The sequence below is a fragment of the Sorangium sp. So ce302 genome, assembly GCF_051530145.1.
In the GTDB taxonomy this organism is placed as follows: domain Bacteria; phylum Myxococcota_A; class Polyangia; order Polyangiales; family Polyangiaceae; genus Sorangium; species Sorangium cellulosum_B.
In genome coordinates this window covers 211,062-227,063 of the sequence record NZ_CP150326.1, presented here as the reverse complement: position 1 = coordinate 227,063, position 16,002 = coordinate 211,062, and the positions used below count along the sequence as shown (strand labels likewise).

Annotated in this window: 16 protein-coding genes; 9 read left to right on the top strand and 7 right to left on the bottom strand. The window is 67.7% G+C overall.

Translation table 11 applies throughout. The features are described from left to right. Nucleotides 1-282: 282 nt before the first annotated feature. Nucleotides 283-537, top strand: a complete 255-nt coding sequence (locus tag WME73_RS00925) for a transcriptional regulator (RefSeq protein WP_437914459.1) — start codon at nt 283-285, stop codon at nt 535-537. Then, the gene (locus tag WME73_RS00920; protein WP_437914458.1) at nt 534-1,082 is read left to right on the top strand and encodes an RNA polymerase sigma factor; all 549 of its coding nucleotides are present in this window, start codon (nt 534-536) and stop codon (nt 1,080-1,082) included. The genes WME73_RS00925 and WME73_RS00920 overlap by 4 nt, the downstream gene beginning before the upstream one ends. 86 nt (nt 1,083-1,168) lie before the next feature. Here WME73_RS00920 and WME73_RS00915 read toward each other — a convergent pair whose 3' ends face one another. Next, nucleotides 1,169-3,079 (bottom strand): ATP-binding protein, encoded by a 1,911-nt coding sequence (locus WME73_RS00915; RefSeq protein ID WP_437914457.1) that lies wholly within the window; start codon nt 3,077-3,079, stop codon nt 1,169-1,171. A gap of 331 nt (nt 3,080-3,410) precedes the next feature. Between WME73_RS00915 and WME73_RS00910 the strand changes: the two genes are divergently transcribed. After that, nucleotides 3,411-4,532: an IS1 family transposase gene (locus WME73_RS00910; RefSeq protein WP_437914456.1), complete on the top strand. Its 1,122-nt coding sequence runs from the start codon at nt 3,411-3,413 to the stop codon at nt 4,530-4,532. Between the two features lie 479 nt (nt 4,533-5,011). Next, nucleotides 5,012-5,533 (top strand): hypothetical protein, encoded by a 522-nt coding sequence (locus tag WME73_RS00905; protein WP_437914455.1) that lies wholly within the window; start codon nt 5,012-5,014, stop codon nt 5,531-5,533. A 226-nt stretch (nt 5,534-5,759) separates the two neighbouring features. On the opposite strand, the gene WME73_RS00900 is transcribed toward WME73_RS00905, so the two are convergent. From WME73_RS00900 to WME73_RS00875, 6 genes are all read right to left on the bottom strand, one after another. Further along, complete coding sequence (locus tag WME73_RS00900) at nt 5,760-6,398, bottom strand: hypothetical protein (protein ID WP_437914454.1); 639 nt, start codon at nt 6,396-6,398, stop codon at nt 5,760-5,762. Between the two features lie 121 nt (nt 6,399-6,519). Next, on the bottom strand, nt 6,520-6,834 hold the full coding sequence (locus tag WME73_RS00895) for a hypothetical protein (RefSeq protein WP_437743660.1): 315 nt from the start codon (nt 6,832-6,834) through the stop codon (nt 6,520-6,522). A 124-nt stretch (nt 6,835-6,958) separates the two neighbouring features. Continuing rightward, complete coding sequence (locus WME73_RS00890) at nt 6,959-7,357, bottom strand: ClpX C4-type zinc finger protein (RefSeq protein WP_437914453.1); 399 nt, start codon at nt 7,355-7,357, stop codon at nt 6,959-6,961. A 15-nt stretch (nt 7,358-7,372) separates the two neighbouring features. Further along, nucleotides 7,373-8,191 carry a hypothetical protein gene (locus WME73_RS00885; protein ID WP_437743658.1) on the bottom strand — a complete coding sequence of 273 codons (819 nt, stop codon included), beginning with the start codon at nt 8,189-8,191 and terminating at the stop codon, nt 7,373-7,375. A 129-nt stretch (nt 8,192-8,320) separates the two neighbouring features. Then, entirely contained in the window at nt 8,321-9,037 is a 717-nt protein-coding gene (locus WME73_RS00880) for a hypothetical protein (RefSeq protein WP_437914452.1), read from the bottom strand. A gap of 185 nt (nt 9,038-9,222) precedes the next feature. Further along, nucleotides 9,223-9,744, bottom strand: a complete 522-nt coding sequence (locus WME73_RS00875; RefSeq protein ID WP_437914451.1) for a GNAT family N-acetyltransferase — start codon at nt 9,742-9,744, stop codon at nt 9,223-9,225. Between the two features lie 424 nt (nt 9,745-10,168). On the opposite strand from WME73_RS00875, the gene WME73_RS00870 reads away from it, so the two are divergent. From WME73_RS00870 to WME73_RS00850, 5 genes are all read left to right on the top strand, one after another. Then, nucleotides 10,169-11,431, top strand: a complete 1,263-nt coding sequence (locus tag WME73_RS00870) for an alpha/beta hydrolase family protein (protein WP_437914450.1) — start codon at nt 10,169-10,171, stop codon at nt 11,429-11,431. Nucleotides 11,432-11,639: 208 nt separating this feature from the next. Beyond that, nucleotides 11,640-13,064, top strand: a complete 1,425-nt coding sequence (locus WME73_RS00865; RefSeq protein WP_437914449.1) for a M20 family metallopeptidase — start codon at nt 11,640-11,642, stop codon at nt 13,062-13,064. Nucleotides 13,065-13,203: 139 nt separating this feature from the next. Next, nucleotides 13,204-13,857, top strand: a complete 654-nt coding sequence (locus tag WME73_RS00860) for a lamin tail domain-containing protein (RefSeq protein ID WP_437914448.1) — start codon at nt 13,204-13,206, stop codon at nt 13,855-13,857. 276 nt (nt 13,858-14,133) lie between these two features. Next, entirely contained in the window at nt 14,134-15,039 is a 906-nt protein-coding gene (locus WME73_RS00855) for a hypothetical protein (protein ID WP_437914447.1), read from the top strand. A 128-nt stretch (nt 15,040-15,167) separates the two neighbouring features. Beyond that, on the top strand, nt 15,168-15,935 hold the full coding sequence (locus WME73_RS00850) for a thaumatin family protein (protein ID WP_437914446.1): 768 nt from the start codon (nt 15,168-15,170) through the stop codon (nt 15,933-15,935). The last annotated feature ends 67 nt before the right edge of the window (nt 15,936-16,002 follow it).

Here is a 16,002-nt window from a genome sequence, read left to right as displayed (position 1 = left end):
GGGGCCGTTCGACCGCCCTTCCACCACCTTGATCGATGCGGCAGGGGCCGTTCGACGGTGGTGGCCTTCTTTGAAGAAGACTGGCCTCGTTTGATTCCGGGCCTCGCGTGACGGGCTAAGTTCGGCCGCAAGTAAGTGCAGCCCGCGACGGCGCCAACCGTCCGGGCTGCGTGGCCGAAACCTCCCGACGAGAGGTCCCGACAGATGCAACTTGTACTCCCGCTGCCCGAATACGGGCAAGGCGGACGTGTACCCACACGCCGCGGTCCCCGTTCCACGTCCTTGACCGACGCGGAGGCGATGCGCCTTCGCGCCGCCTTGCGCAACATGCGCGGGCTCTTCGGCGGCTGGCCCTGCCTCGCCGCCGCGATGGGCGTCCCTAAGACGACCCTGACCAACTTCGTGTACGGCTCGAACCGGACGACGCACGGGCTCGCGCTGAAGGCTGCCCGCGCCGCTGGAACCACGGTCGAGCGCTTGCTCGGTCGGCCCGTGGCGGCTGACCGCTGCCCGCACTGCGGCCGGGGTGCCCCATGAGCCCGTGGGGCCCGCACGCTGGCCCCGCTCGCGCCCTGACCATCACCGAGATCGCCGCGCAGGAGCCGCACATCCGCAGCGCTCTGCGCGGTCTCGGCGTGCGCGCCGTCGATCTCGACGACGTGTGCCAGGACGTCGTGCTCGGGGCGTGGATGAGCTCGCAAGCGGGTCGCTACCGGCCCGACCGAACGCGCGAACCCCTGGACGCGCTCAAGCGCTGGCTGTTCGGGGTGTGCCGCTTCCACTGCACCCACTACCACGAGCGCGCGTTCCGTCGTCGAGAGGTGCCGGTCGACGACCCGTGGGCCGCCACGGGTGAGGAGCGCGTGGACCCGGGGCACGTCGGCGATCGCATCGACGCAGCCGAGGCGCTCATGGCGATCGCAGCCATGCCGCTCTGGGCTCGCGAAGTGCTCGTCCTGGCCGCGCTCGGCCACGGCGGCACCGAGATCGCCGCTCTGCTCCGCATCCCGCTCGGCACCGCTGGTAGTCGCCTGCGGCTCGCGCGCGCTCGCCTCGCTCGGAAGCTGAGGCGGCGGCGGTAGCCACATTTCCCAGTCATCATCCAACAATCCTCACGCTAGCCCCAACCACAGGCGCACTCCCTGTGCAATCACGCAGAGATTTTGACTCATTTGACCATAGCAGCAATCTCCTGCTCGTTTAGCTCCACCACCTTCTTCGCGACCTGCTCGGCCTGCGAGGCCATCCCTTCGTCTACATAGGCCAATCGACGCCGACACGACTCGATTAGCTCCTGATACGTTGTCGCTCGGTAGTGATATCTGACAGGTGAATGCACCACAGACTCAGTCGCTGCCGGCACACGAGAATTAAACTTTGTGCCTAGCAACCACACGGATGCCGATCCGCCTCCTCGGTGGTGCAGAAACGTGCTCGCATCGTCCGTTGCCTGGTTCTGCTGCTTCAATCCAAGCGGCTGGTCAGGACCCTTCAGCTCCACGAGCAGGTACCGCATGTCCGATATTTTTACACCGTCTATCGATGAGTCGATATTGCCGAGCACAAAGAAGAAATCTGGTCGCGTGGTTCCCTCTTTGTTGCCAATGTCTATATCAAACAGCTCTCGCAACGTGGTCTGAATCTGCCTGTTGCTACGGAACGAATGATAATCGTCTGAGATGATCCACGGGTTTGCTGCAAGCAACTTGTGTATGGCGTCTTCGTTGTAGGACTCATCGGTACTGACCCTAGCAAGTTCGTCCAGAGCCTTGACGCGCGCCTTCACGATTGCAGACGTGACGACTACCTGTCGAAGCGTCCACCGGCCTTCCCCTCCGATCATGGACGCCAGCGTGTCAACGGTCGCATCGTCTGCCTCGCCTACCGCATCCATGACGGCCGCCAGATTGGCGGTCCTCATCGATCTTGTTACAAACCTCGCGATCACACGTTCCGTCTTGGTGCTCGTCTCGTTATCGGCGGCGGATTTAGCGCGACTGATTAGGATGCGCCGAGTGGCCGCCCTCTGCTCGTCGTTGAGACGCTCAAAGTGACGCTTCGCGATCGAATCACTTAGCCAGGTATCGACGCGCCTCTGGAGGTGATCATCTGCGCCCCTCTCTAAGAGCTTTTCCAGGCGCTTTCCGATCCATTCCTCGACGGCTTTGAATCCGGGAGTTAGTGTCCATGCACCGGTCGCAATCGTTGAGTCGTCGTCCGGTGCAACCGATATGCGACCAACCAGCTTCTTCGTCAGAGCTTTTGTTTCACCACGATATCCCTTGTGATCAACGCCGAACAGAGATGGCCCGTACACGCTCTGTCCCTGGTGGTATATAACTATGCCAGGATTCTTAATGAACTGATGCGCGATCCAGACGGTGCCGGCCACGGTCCCGAACCCTGGCACCTCTTCATCGGTCATTTCCTCGCCGAGTCGAGCATGATCCTGAGCTCTGAACACTGTGTCGTTGACGTGTATCGCTACGTCGGTGTGCTGTCCAAAGTGCCGAAGGAGTATGTTTGCAACGACGCGCTCTGTTGGGAGCGGCTCGTTTTGGTACAGCCCTTGTAGTGCTATGCGTGTGCCGCTCTGCTTCGGGTCGCACTCCTCCGTGAGGACATCGACGGGGACCTTGTCGTCGCTCGCTCGCCTTATAGTCTCTTCGTTGTATTTGAATATCGAGCGCTCGCCGCGTGCCCACGTCTCCACCACCACGTCGCTCGATACTACAAGGGCCGCAAACTTGCCTGTGCCGCGCCTGCCGTTGACAGTGCGCCCGCGCGGGCTCTTGTACCCGTCTGCGGCGATCTTGTCTCGCCCGGTCGCACAGTACTTCTCCTCTGCCTCTGCGCGTGTCATGCCGTGGCCATCGTCTCGCACTTCGAATACGCGCTCATCGGCTTTGGGCATGTCCTTGCTCGGGCATGTGATCCAAATTTCCTTGGCGTCGGCGTCGTAAGCGTTTTTTACCAGTTCGACGACGACGTCTTCCCATCCTTTGAATATACGCTTCACCGTATCAAGCACGTGCCCATGAGTCTTCCACGGGACCGTCCCCTTGCGTAACGTCGCCATACACGCCTCCACGTACAAAGTCGCCGAGCCACCCGGGCGGCCCTCTGTCACGGGACGCACGGGTGGGCCATCGTACGCGAGGCGTCGGAGACAGGTCCAGAACGCGGCGGACCGGCGGAGCTATGACATACCCCGTCCTGTCGGCATCTGCCGCGACCTGATCCGAGCGGTTTTCCTCGGCAAAACCGCTATAATCAGAGGACCTTAGACGAAAACGCCCCGCCTCCGGCTTGCACCCGGAAGCGAGGCGGCAGAAGCCGAGCGGTGCGACCCGTCCGACGTCCTGGCAGACCGGATCGTGGGCCCTCCGCCGGGGAAAGGCAAGGGTCCCGTGGCGAACGTGCTCCCACGCGAGCGGCAGCTTGCCGTGCTCGCAGCCTTGGTGGACGGCAACAGCGAGCGCGCGGTCAGCCGGATGACCGACGTCAGCCGAGCGGCGATCAGCCGCTTCGGGCTCGCTCTCGGCGCCGGTGCGCAGCGCCTGCATGACCGACTCGTGCGTGGGCTCCGGTGCGAGCTGATCCAGGCCGATGAGGTATTTTCTTACGTCGGCAAGAAGCAGGCCCGCGTGACCGAGAAGGACGCGCCCGGCATCGGCGAGACGTACTCTTTCACGGCGCTGGATACGGCCTCGCGCCTCGTCATCGCCTGGCGCGTCGGCAAGCGCGACATGGACACGTGCGGCGCCTTCATCAAGGATCTTCGGTCGCGACTCCTGATGATGCCTCAGTTCACCACGGACGGATTTGCGCCGTACATTGCCACCGTTGCGGCGAGCTTCGGGCTCAGCATCGATTACATGCAAACTGTCAAAAACTACCGCACTGGCTCCTACCGTGGACCGGACCATCGGTATGAGCCGCCGCGTGACCCGTTCATCACGAAGCACACGATCTACGGCGCGCCGGATGCGAAGAAGGCTTCTACGGCCTACGTGGAGCGCCTGAACGGCACCACGCGCCATCTGCTCGGACGCATGAGGAGGCTCTCGTACGCCTTCAGCAAGAGCCCCGAGCATCACCGGGCCGCCGTCGCCTTGCACTATACCTACTATAATCTGGCGTGGACCGTGCGCACGTTGCGTGTGACACCGGCGATGGAGGCGGGTCTCACCGGGCACGTGTGGAGTCTGGAGGAGCTCCTTGACGCCATCATGACCGAGCCCGCGGGCGAGAAGCCGCAGCCGCAGCCCTTGGAGCACCGGCAGCCGGAAGCTCCCTCCAGGCCCCTGCCCGGCGGCCGTGGCTTCCTGCGGCTCGTCACCGCGCCGACGCCCGCACTCCGCCGTCCGACCGTCCAGCCGGACCCGCCGCCCCTCGCACCGGTCACGCCCGTCACGCCTGTTCATGACGCACCTCCGCCCGGCCCGGTGCAGCTCGATCTCCTGTCGTGGCGACCGAAGCCGAGGGCCCCCGAGCAGCTCTCCCTCTTCCCTGAACCCCCGCCCGAATGAAGGCCACTTTTGCGAAAGTGGCAAACGAGGCCACCACCCGTTCGACCGCCCTTCCACCACCTTGATCGGTGCGGCGGGAGCGGTCCAACCCCCCTTCCACCACCTTGATCGGTGCGGCGGGAGCGGTCCAATCGCCCTTCCGCGACCCCTACCGAGGCTCCGGTGGCGGTTCGACCGCCCTCCACCGCGGCCTTCGCGTGAGCGCGCGCGGTTCGGTGCGACCGCAAGCGGTTGTACGCAACCGCTTGCGCAGAGACGCAAGGCGCGCCGCGCCCCACGCCCGTGTCTCTGCCCACACATCCCGGCGACACCGGGCTGTTCGGCCGCATCCGCAACACATCGACAGCGCACGTCGTCCCGCTGGCATGGCGGTTGATTTCGCCTGGGACATCGCCGGAAGGCGATCGCGATACCACCCCGTCCTCTGTGCTTCATCACTGCACCGACGGGTGCTCGCTCACGTTGCGAGGGAGAAGCTGATGCCGAGATCCAGGCCGAATACGAAGAAGTCTTCACCCGCCAAGCCTGGTGCGCCGAGCGAGGCGGCCAAGGCGTTCGCGCTCGTCGAGCCCGAGATCGACGACGTCCGCGAGGTGGTGCCGATCAACGTCGATATTCCCCGCGCTGTCGCCGTGGCCATCGGGGCCGTCCCGCACCTTCAAGCGCTGCGCCCGCGGTTCGTGGAGGAGCTCCCCAAGCACCCCCTGAGCCAGCTCGACAAGCTCCAGACGTATGCGCTCGCCGCCTGGTACGCGCACCTGCTCGCGCTGCCGACCTCTTCCGGGCCGGACGCGCTCAAGCGGTGCCGCCGCGCGGCGTCGTACCTGCGCTGGAACGAGGGCGACGCCGATGCGATCGCGCCGTCCCTGTTCGCCGCGCGGGGCGGCGGGCGCAAGCCAGGAGCGGGGAAGAACAACGCGGGCGACGGCGGCGGCAGCGCGGGCACGGAGCCGGGAGCGCCGGGCGGTGAGCCTCTCCTGGAGCCAACCGTGGAAGCGTAGCTGTTCTTCACGCCGGGCGGGGCATCCCACGGGCAGAGGCGCCGGAACACATCCCCCGTAGCCCCCCGGTCACCGGTTCCCGCCAACACGCCTCCGCCTCGATCCTTCCGGGCCTGCCCGCCGAACGTGATCGCGACGTGCCGCCCGGCGCCGTGCTGAGCGCAGCTCGGCACGGGCGCACCGTCGTGCACCGCCGCGCAGCTGGGCGGCAATGAAGCGATGCGCATCAGGAGTCTCTCTTACCCACGAGGATTCTGCCGATCGCTCGGGCATCGAGCACGCCGGGAAGCTCGCGCAACGACACCACTACGCGCTCGCAGAAGAGATCAAGCTCGCGTGTTGCCTGACGCACAGCGCTCTGGAGCGCCTCGGGGTTCATGGCGAACTCCCTCGGGTGCGCCGGCAGGTTGTACTCTGTCTCCTCTCGGATGTGCAGCATCGGGGCCTGGTACCAGACGGTGAGCCACGGGTGACCGATCCACAGCATCTCCGGCGAGTCCGTCCTCTGCTCGGTCGCGATGTGCCAATTGTCGAGGTCACCAAGATCGCCGCAACAGGTCGGGAGTACCAGGTTCTCGCCGTCGTCGACGAGCGCGAGCCCGCCGTAGAAAGGGCCGATTTCATCAAGGTCGGCTGGGACTCCGTCGGCAAAGTGGACCTGCAAAACCCTGTGGAGCAGATCGGCGGAGTTGAGCGCGTCCAGCGCCACCAGCCACGATCCCGGAACGACGGGGTCCACGCCGACGACGCCACCCGCTCGAAGGCAGGCCCGCCAGTAGGTCTCGCTCTCCTCTGCCGTCCATGGGCTCGTGGTCGGCTGAAGCGCGGATCCATAGGCTCCTGGCGCGAGTTCAACGACGGGCAACAGGCGGAGGTTGTCCGAAAGGGCGCGCGCGCGGCACGGCACACCGGACTGGGGTTCACTCGAGGGAGCCATCATCTACGCCCGCCTGCCAGACGACATTTACTCTCGCTTGACACCGATGTCACTCCAGCAGCATCGCCGCGTGGGCGAAGGCCACCAGCACCAGCCCGAACAGGTGCACGACTCCGAAGCGCTCCAGATTCCGCTCGAGACCGCCGAAAGCCCTCCGGACCACGAAGAAGGCCACGGCGACTACCACGTAGACCCCTCCGAGGTGGCCGGTCGGGATTCGCAGGAGAAACCCAGCGACGAAGACGGTGAGGGCGAGGCCGGACAGCAGGAGAAGGCTGAGCCAGGGATCGCGCCCGCCGCTGAGCCGGATCGCGGGCACCGAGTAGATCCCGCCGAACAGGACGCCGAGGAAGGGTACCGCCAAGCACAGGAGGAGCGCTTCTCGCGCGCGGTGGCCAGGGGTCGGGGGGATCATGGGTCAGGCAACGTCAACCATCCACGGCGACCAGCTATTCCGAGTCCTCGGCGCACAGTCTTGGCGGATCGGTTCACCGAGATTCCTCGCGGAGGATCTCCACGCAGAGACGCACGCAGGCGCTGCAGATGGTGATCCTGCCAGCGCCTAACAGCGCGGGCACATCGACCAGCGAACGCTTGCAGAACGAGCACGCAAGATGCGGGTCCCGATAACCGAGCCCTGTCCGCGTCTTGCTCGGCTCGCCGTCCTTCCAGAATCGCCACCAAGGGCGCCATCCGAGGACGTTATGGCGGCGAAGACCGCGGGCACATTTTCGAACGCAAGCGCTGCAAATGCTGACATCAGCGGCAGCGATGAGGCGCTCGAGGACGGCCACCCCGCGTCGACAGAACGAACACTGAGAACGCGCATCGGCCACGCCGTCGCTGGCCACCACCCTGTCCGATAGTTCAATCCAGATGCCCGGCATGCGAACAAGCTCTCATCACCCCTCGAGCTGTAGCCTGTCATCATAGGGCCACAGATCGTCGTGCGGTTTCATCGTGAAGATGAAACAGCGGTTGGTGAGCAGCTCGACGCGCTCCTCCCGCGTCAGGCCATCGCCATCTTCGACCGTTGACTCCAGCGTGCCTAGATCGCGCTTACCGTCGACGTTGTAGTACAATTTTTGGCCCACTCGATAGTCCCTGCGGAAGGCGGTACGCCACTGCGAGTTGCTGCCCCAGCCATGGGACAGGTCCTGCCCGGGGCGGTTCTTCCGCCGGTACGTCCAGTACATGGTAGATGATTCGGCGATGTCCTTGCGGATGATCTCGCTGCCGCCGCGCACGCGCACTCCGGCCCGAGAGAAGAGCATGTCACCGAGCATCAGGCACGGCCAGGCGTAGCTTACGATCGACACCGGCTGACGGCAGTCATCGGTGTACTCGACCTCGACGATCTCATGATAGAACGGCGAGAACGAGGACATCTGGGCGATGGTGAGCCCTAGCGCCTCCGCGAACGCCACGAACTCGGCCTGCGAGATCAGTGGCCCCGGCCAATCCGATCCGTCCGCCGTCCCACGCTGAAACCGCAACAGCAATGTATCATTGACGCGACTCAAGGCATACAGCCGCCACAGGTCCTCGACGTCCGCCGACGGAATGGGGCTTCCGCGCCGGGAAGCGAAGGAGCGGAGCCAGATCCGCTCGTCGGCATTCGCCTTGAGCCAGGGCGCGAGCACATCCGGATAGAGCGAGCCATCGTCGTACTCGAGGAGCGAGTCATGGAGCTCACGGTAGCTTGTTTGCGCGCTGTGCATTGCGTTCCCGATGGCCCTAACGATGCTGGCGCCCAGCTGCGGGTGCCAGACCGAGCGTGGCGAGGGAGGGCGCCGTCATCCGCAACGGTTTGCTGGGCAGCGCCGCCGGCCTCACGTAGGCTCCTGTTCTCACGGGCGAAATACTTCGTCTATGCGGGCCTGGAGTAGCCTCTTGGCGTCGTCACGAAGCGGCTCACCATGAGCGCTGATAATATGGCGAAACGGCAGGTCGGCGAGGCGGCGAAAATCGGAAAGATCGGGGGTGCACGCCGCTCGCCAGGTCGCGGGGATGTTCGCCGCACCGATCAACCCTTGAGCGAGGAACAGCGCGCCCGTTTCATCGGAAAAGAAGGGATCGACGTGTGACCAGTTCTGCACGGCGTCACACGTAATGAGGATTCCGCCCTCCCGCGGGAGCAAAACGGCGGCTTCAGGGAACCGCGCCGTCGTGAACTCGAATACGATGCCTCCGTGAGCCGGGAACGGGCCCCCTGCTGCGAGCGCTCGGTCGGCAGGTCGGCCGTCGGCCGCCGCTGCCTCGGGGAGCGCCCACAGGGTGGCGCCGTAACGGTCGCGATAGAAGGGATCATCTCGGCCGTGGAATGCTCCGAGCCGCACGACGTGGCGGACCTGGCCGAGGGCGTCGATCTGGCGCAACCCTTCCTCGGTCAGGCGCACGGTGTTCACGAGCGTGAGGTCTCGATCCTGTCGGAGCACGGTCATCGTGCGGCTCGTCTGGAGATCGATCCCAGCGTGGAGAGTCCTGTTCGTACCAACGACGTAAAAGACCTCTGGGAATGCGTCTTGAACCTCACCATGCGGCCATGCGGCGCTGTACTCGAGCATCTGGAATGTCTCCTCACGGTTGCGGCGTCGCGCCGCCGCCGCGAACCTAACCTGGGTCGCCCCACGATGGCATGCCATTCCTGTTTCCAGGACGCGGTCGGATGAAGCCACCAGGTCTCGCCGCCTGTGAGGAGAGAGAGAGGGGGAAGGGCATGATGCTCCGGCTCTGGCGAATGTTCTGGCGCTCAGCGGCGGCGCGAAGCGCTGCCCGATTGAATACCTTGTTGGACTGCGTCTTCGGTCGGGGCGGTCAGCTCCTTGGTCATCATGATCCGCGGCGAGACCTTGAACCCCTGCCCCTCGTACAAAGCGATCGCTCGCTGATTGTCCGGTCGCACCATGAGATGGACGGCGTTCACGTTGCGCTCTCGCAGGTGTTGTACGGTCGATTCCAGCAGGGTCCGCCCGAGGCCCCGTCGTCGGGACCCGGGCTCCACGAAGATTTCTGTCACGAAAGCATCACGCCCCGCGAACTCAAGATCATACCCGAACGTGGCCAGGCTATAACCGACGGGGGAGCGACGCACGCCGACACGCGCAACCAAGATCAGCCCGAGGTCCTTGTCGTTGAGCACACGGTGCAGAGCGGGAATCATGGCCTCGGGCCTCCAGAGGATGCCCTCGGCCTCGTTGAAGGCGACCATCAACGGAAGGATGTCGTGCGCGTCCTCACTCCTGGCGAGCGCTATTTCTTCGGGCTCTTCCATGTTCGTTCACCCGCTCCGCTGTCTTCATCCGCATAGCGCCGCGCCTCGGCCGCGCGGGCTTCCCGCGTCGGCTGCAGGCGTTTGTTGGCGCAGGCCGCACATCTGTTCGTGGAGCTCGGATAGCCCGGTCGACTCCATTCGCCCAAGTTCAGCCTGGCGCACGAAGCATGGCCCGCCGAGCCCGTTCACCCGAGCCCTGCCGAGCTCCCCAAGGGTAGCCCCGCCTCGTACCGCCGTCGCTGGTCTGCCCGGTGCGCCGCCCGTTCGTCTCGGCCACGCCTCCTGAACATGCCCGCATGTAACCGATAGTACAGGGGCCTGCGGCTTCTGTCAGGCGGATCTTCGCGTCTGCCGAGCGCGATCGAGCGCGCCACGATCGTGCTCGCCGCGCCGGTCTCGGCCAGGGCGTGAGAACGATGCGCGCATGTTCCACAGCGACGTCTCTCGACACGCTCTCTGCCTGCTCGCAGCCTTCTCCGCCTCCACGCTCCTCGCCGGGTGCAGCGATCACGACGCCGTGCCGCCGCACGAAGGCGATCCGGTCTGCACCGGCTGGGGCGACGAGGCGCCTGCCGACGGCGTCCTCGATCTGCCCCGCCCGACCGGCCCACACCCGGTCGGCACGCAGATCCGCGCCCTCACCGACAGCGCGCGTGGAGAAGAGGCGACGGAAGATCCCGACGACCGCCGGGAGCTCATGGTGCAGCTCTTCTACCCGGCCGATCCTTGCGGCACAGGGCAGCTCGCGCCGTACCTGTCGCCGGAGGAAGGCGACAGCCGCCGTACCACCGGCGGCCTCCCGGCCGAGGACGGCTTCGAGGCGAGCATCCTCACGCACGCGCGCGTGGGCGTGCCGCTCGCTGAGGACGGCGCGCCGCACCCGGTGCTCCTCTTCTCGCACGGGTTCGGGATGCTCCGCGCCGACTACACGAGCCTCCTCGAGGACCTGGCGAGCCACGGCTTCGTGGTGGCCGCCATCAGCCACACCTATGACACCGAGCTCGCGGTGTTCCCCGACGGCCGCGCCGTGCCCTTCGGCTCGGTCGTCCTGACGCCGGCGATGGACGCGTCGGAGGAGGAGATCGAGGCCTTTTCTCAGGCGATGAGCGAGCATGTCGCGGTCTGGGTCGACGACGCGCGCTTCGTGCTCGACGAGCTCACGGCCGACGCGCAGGACGACCCGGGCGGCCTGCTCACGGGGCGGCTCGACCTCGAGCGGGTCGGCGTGCTCGGCCACTCCTACGGCGGCGCGATGGCCGCCGAGGCGTGCGCCCGCGACGACCGCTTCGACGCCGGCCTCGACATCGACGGCAGCCTCTTCGGGCCGCAGAACGGCGCCGGCGGCAGGAGCCTCGCGCAGCCCTTCTTCATCCTGCTCGCGGCGGACCACCCCGACGATGCGAGCATCGACGAGACCTACGGCGCGCTGAACGGCCAGGGCTACCGGGCGCGGGTCGAAGACACCGCCCACCTCACGTTCTCGGACCTGCCGATCGTCGTCGAGCACTTCCTTGGCGAGGGCGTCCTCCCGGAGCTGCTCGGCACGCTCGATCCGGCCCGCGCGGTCGAGATCACGAACGCGTACACGCGCGCCTTCGTCCAGGCGCACGTGCGCGGCGAAGCGGCGCCGCTGCTCGACGGCCCCTCGCCGGAGTACCCGGAAGTGACCTTCGAGAAGCGGCCCTGACATCGGGAGGGCCCGATGAGCCCGCCCGCCCAAGCGCCGCGCCCGCCCGTCCACACGCCGCGCCCGCCCGCCAGCCCCGCGCTCCTCGCCTCGGCGCTCTGGAACGTCGAAGATGTCAACCCCCCATGTCCGCGGTACACCCACGTCGTGGGCGCTGTAGAGTCGGTCCCCGGAGATCGCCGCCGTCCTCAAGCCCCTGGAGAGGTTCATGCTGACGAAGCTCAACGAGCGTGAAGCCGTCGCGTCCTGCGAGCGCTGCTGGGAGCAGGAGATCGTCCCCGCGCTGCACGACTACATCCGCATCCCCAACAAGTCGCCCGCCTTCGACCCCGCCTGGCGCGAGAACGGCCACATGGACAGGGCGGCGTCGCTCATCGCGGCCTGGTGCGAGGCGCAGCCGATCCCCGGGCTCACGGTGGAGGTCGTGCGCATCGGGAACCGCACGCCGGTGATCCTGATGGAGGTGCCGGGCACGCGCGACGACACGGTGCTCCTCTACGGGCACCTCGACAAGCAGCCCGAGATGACGGGGTGGCGCGAGGGGCTCGGCCCCTGGGAGCCGGTGCGCGAGGGCGACAAGCTCTACGGACGCGGCGGCGCCGACGACGGCTACTCGGCCTTCGCGTCGCTCGCGGCGCTGCGCCTGCTGCACGAGCAGGGGATCCCGCACGCGCGCTGCGTGATCCTCATCGAGGGCTGCGAGGAGAGCGGCAGCCCGGACCTGCCGGCCTACATCGACGCGCTCGCGGGGCGCATCGGCAAGCCGAGCCTCGTCGTGTGCCTCGACTCCGGCTGCGGCAACTACGACCAGCTCTGGACCACGACGTCGCTCCGCGGGCTGCTCCAGGGCACGCTCGACGTGAACATCCTGCGCGAGGGCGTCCACTCGGGCGTGGGCAGCGGCGTGGTGCCCTCGAGCTTCCGGATCCTGCGGCAGCTCCTGTCGCGCATCGAGGACGAGCGGACCGGGCGCGTCCTCGTGGACGCGCTGCACGTGCAGATCCCGGAGGAGCGCGCGGCGCAGGCGCGGGCCGCGGCCGACGTGCTGGGCGCGTCGGTCGTGTGCGAGCTGCCGTGGGTGAAGGGCGCGTGCCCGGTGACCGGCGACACGGCGGAGCTCCTCCTGAACCGCACCTGGCGCCCCGCGCTCTCGGTGACGGGCGCCGACGGCCTGCCGCCCATCGCGAGCGCGGGCAACGTGCTGCGCCCGTTCACGAGGGCGAAGCTCTCGATGCGCCTCCCGCCGCGCCTCGACCCGAAGAAGGCGGCGGCGGCCCTGAAGGAGGCCCTGGAGAAGGACCCGCCGTACGGCGCGGAGGTCCGGTTCCACGTGAGCGAGCCGTCGTCCGGATGGGACGCGCCGGCGACGGCGCCCTGGCTCGAAGCGGCGGTGCGCAAGGCGTCGAAGACGTTCTTCGACCGGCCGGCGATGGGGATCGGCGAGGGCGGGACGATCCCGTTCATGGCGATGCTGGGAGAGAAGTTCCCGGAGGCGCAGTTCCTGATCACCGGCGTGCTCGGGCCGCAATCGAACGCGCACGGTCCGAACGAGTTCCTGCACCTCGGCATGGGGAAGAAGCTGACCTGCTGCGTGGCGAGCGTGATCGCGGACCACGGGGCGCGGGCGCGCTGAGGGACGCGGCCGCGCGCTTTGCAGACGCGCGCGTCCACGGCGGGGGCGGTCGCGAACGGGAGCCCGCGCGCGCCGCCGTCGACACACCGTTGACACACCGCCGGGATCGCCGTGTGCTGGGGCCGAGGAGAACATCGTGATGGCACAATTTCGATATGCCGCGCTCTGCCTCGCTGCGCTCTGCGCGGGCGGCTGCGGTTCGAGCGACGAGCCCGGGGACACGGGCACGCCGGGCACGGGCGGCACGGGCGCGACAACCACCTCCCAGAGCTCGAGCTCGAGCGGCGCAGGCGGCGACCAAGGGGGGACGGGCGGCGGGACCGCGACGACGACCGTCGTGGTGAACGAGATCTCGGCCAAGGGCGGCGACTGGATCGAGCTCGGCAACCCGGGCCCAGGCTCGGCCGACCTCGGCGGGCTCGGTCTGTGCGACTCCGACGAGAGCGGGGAGTGCAACACGGTCGACGCGCTCCGGTTCCCCGAAGGCACGCAGCTCGCCCCGGGCGCGTACCTGCTCATCCTCGGCGACCAGCTGCCCGAGGACGGCCCTGGGCCCCACACCGCGTGCCTGCCGGACGGCGGACCGAGCAGCTGCTTCTATGCGACCTGGAAGGTGAGCGCCTCCAGGGGCGAGACCGTCTACCTCATCTCCGAGAGCGACGAGGTGCTCGCCCGGCTCGAGTACCCGATCGAGGCGGCAGCAGATGGGCAGACGTGGGGCAGGTTGCCCGATCTGACCGGCGAAGGCGCCGCCACGGCGCCGACCCCCGGGGCGGAGAACGCGGCGCCCTGACGCTCCGGCTGGGCCGCGGCGCCCTGACGCTCCGGCTGGGCCGCGGGCGCCCTGGCGTTCCGGCCGAGCCGCGGCTCCTCCCAGGCGCCCGTCGGCCGTCGACGGCTATCGCGCCATGCCGAGCGGCCGTGCCGAGCAGAGCGAAGCGTGCGAAAACGTCACTGAACCGCGATGCTCATGTCACCGACGTCTGCACTCGAGATCCTTCGCGCTCCGCTGCTGCCACCGCGCCGCCTCCGGGCGCCCCGTCCGGAGGGAGGGCCTGCGCCAGGCGCCTTGGCACGGCGCTCTGCGGCGCCGGCGCTCGCGCTCTCGCTGCTCCTGTCGGCTTGCGGGGCCTCGGATCCGCCGGCGGTGCGGGAGTCGGGCTGCCCTCGTTGCACCGGGGCCGCGCGAGTCGGCGCGCTCCCGCCGGGTGACATCGACGAGTGCTCCGGTGTCGTCGCCAGCGGGCTGCACCCGGACGCGCTCTACGTTCACAACGATCACGGCGATGACCCCCGGTTCTTCGCGATCGGTTTCGGCGGCGCGCTGCGGGCCGAGGTGACCGTGGCTGGCGCGGCCGCGGTCGACTGGGAGGACATCGCGCGCGGGCCTTGCCGTTCGGGCGGGGGCAGCTGCCTCTTCCTCGCGGACATCGGCGACAACGACGGCGAGCGCGACAGCTACACGATCTACGGCGTGCCGGAGCCGGACACGCTCGGAGGAGCGCCGCTCGCCTCGACCGCCGAGGTGTTCGTGCTCTCGTACCCCGACGGAGGCCACGACGCGGAGACGCTGCTCATTCACCCCGCCACCGGAGCGCTCACCATCGTGACGAAGGTCAACAAGGGCACCTCGAGCGTCTACGAGCTGCCAGCGCTGCCCGCCGCGGGCGCGCCGGCGACGCTCGTCCGGACGGGATCCATCGAGCCGCCCGCCGGGAGCGCGCGCTTCACCAGCGGCGACGTCCACCCGGACGGCACGGGCGTGCTGCTGCGCACCTCATCACACGTGCTCTACTACCCGATGACACCGGATCAGACGGTGGCGCAGGCGCTGGCCGACCCGCCCTGCGTGCTGCCGTCGCCCGACGAGGAGCAGGCCGAGGCGATCACGTGGGTGCCCGGTGGATGGGACTACGTGACGGTCGGCGAAGGGAAAGAGGAGCCGATCCACCGCGTGTCCTGCCAGGCGCCCTGAGCGGCGCTCGAGGTTTCGAGTCCGCGCTGGTCGTTGCTCGCGGCCCGATGAGGACACGGCTTCTCGGTGGACGAGGCTTTCTGTATCCTCGTCCTCCTCCCGCCACCGAGTCCGCAAGGAGGACCATCATGTCGCAACATGGGAAGGCCGCGGCCGCGCTGCTCGCGATTGCGCTGCTCGATGCCGGCTGCGCGTCCCCCGGACAGCACACATCCTCCGGCGCGACGGGCGGCGGATCCACGTCGGTCAGCGCCGCGTCCAGCGCGACCGGCGGAGCCTGGTCGAGCGAAGCCAGCAGCGCGTCGACAGGCCAGCCGCCCATCGATCCGGGCGAGGTCGACTGCCGCACGCCCGGTGACGGGAAGTCCACCCTGGCCTTCGTCAACAAGTGCGACCAGCCGCTCCAGTTCCTGGGGAGCCTCATCGAGGGCGGGGAGCTCGGCCCGGGGCAGTTCGCGTGCCGCGACGTGGGCACCAGCGAGGAACCGCTGTCGTCCCTGCGCTACTGGGCGTATGCCGGGTCGGACCCCGGCGGCGGCCGACACACGCTGGCCGAGATGACCCTCAACACCGATTTCAACGACTTCGATTGGTACAACATCAGCCACGTGGACGCGCACAACCTCCCGCTGGCGATCGTGCCCGTCGGCCTGCCGGACTGCCGGACGCTGGCGTGCCCGACGAGCCTGCTCGCGGGGTGCCCGGAGGAGGGTCGCTACAAGGACGAAAGCGGCGCGACGATCTCCTGCGTGAGCCCTGACCGGGACGATCCCGCGAACCCCGTGGCCGCGTACTTCGAAGAGGCATGCAAGGACGCGTATTCGTGGTCGGGCGATGATCAGGAGTCGATGGCCGCCTGCGCCGGGGAAGACTACGACATTGTGTTTTGCCCCTGACGTGCTCCCTCGCTGCACCGGCGCGTCAGGGTCAGCGCATTGGCAGGACTTCTGTCGTCCGGGGCCC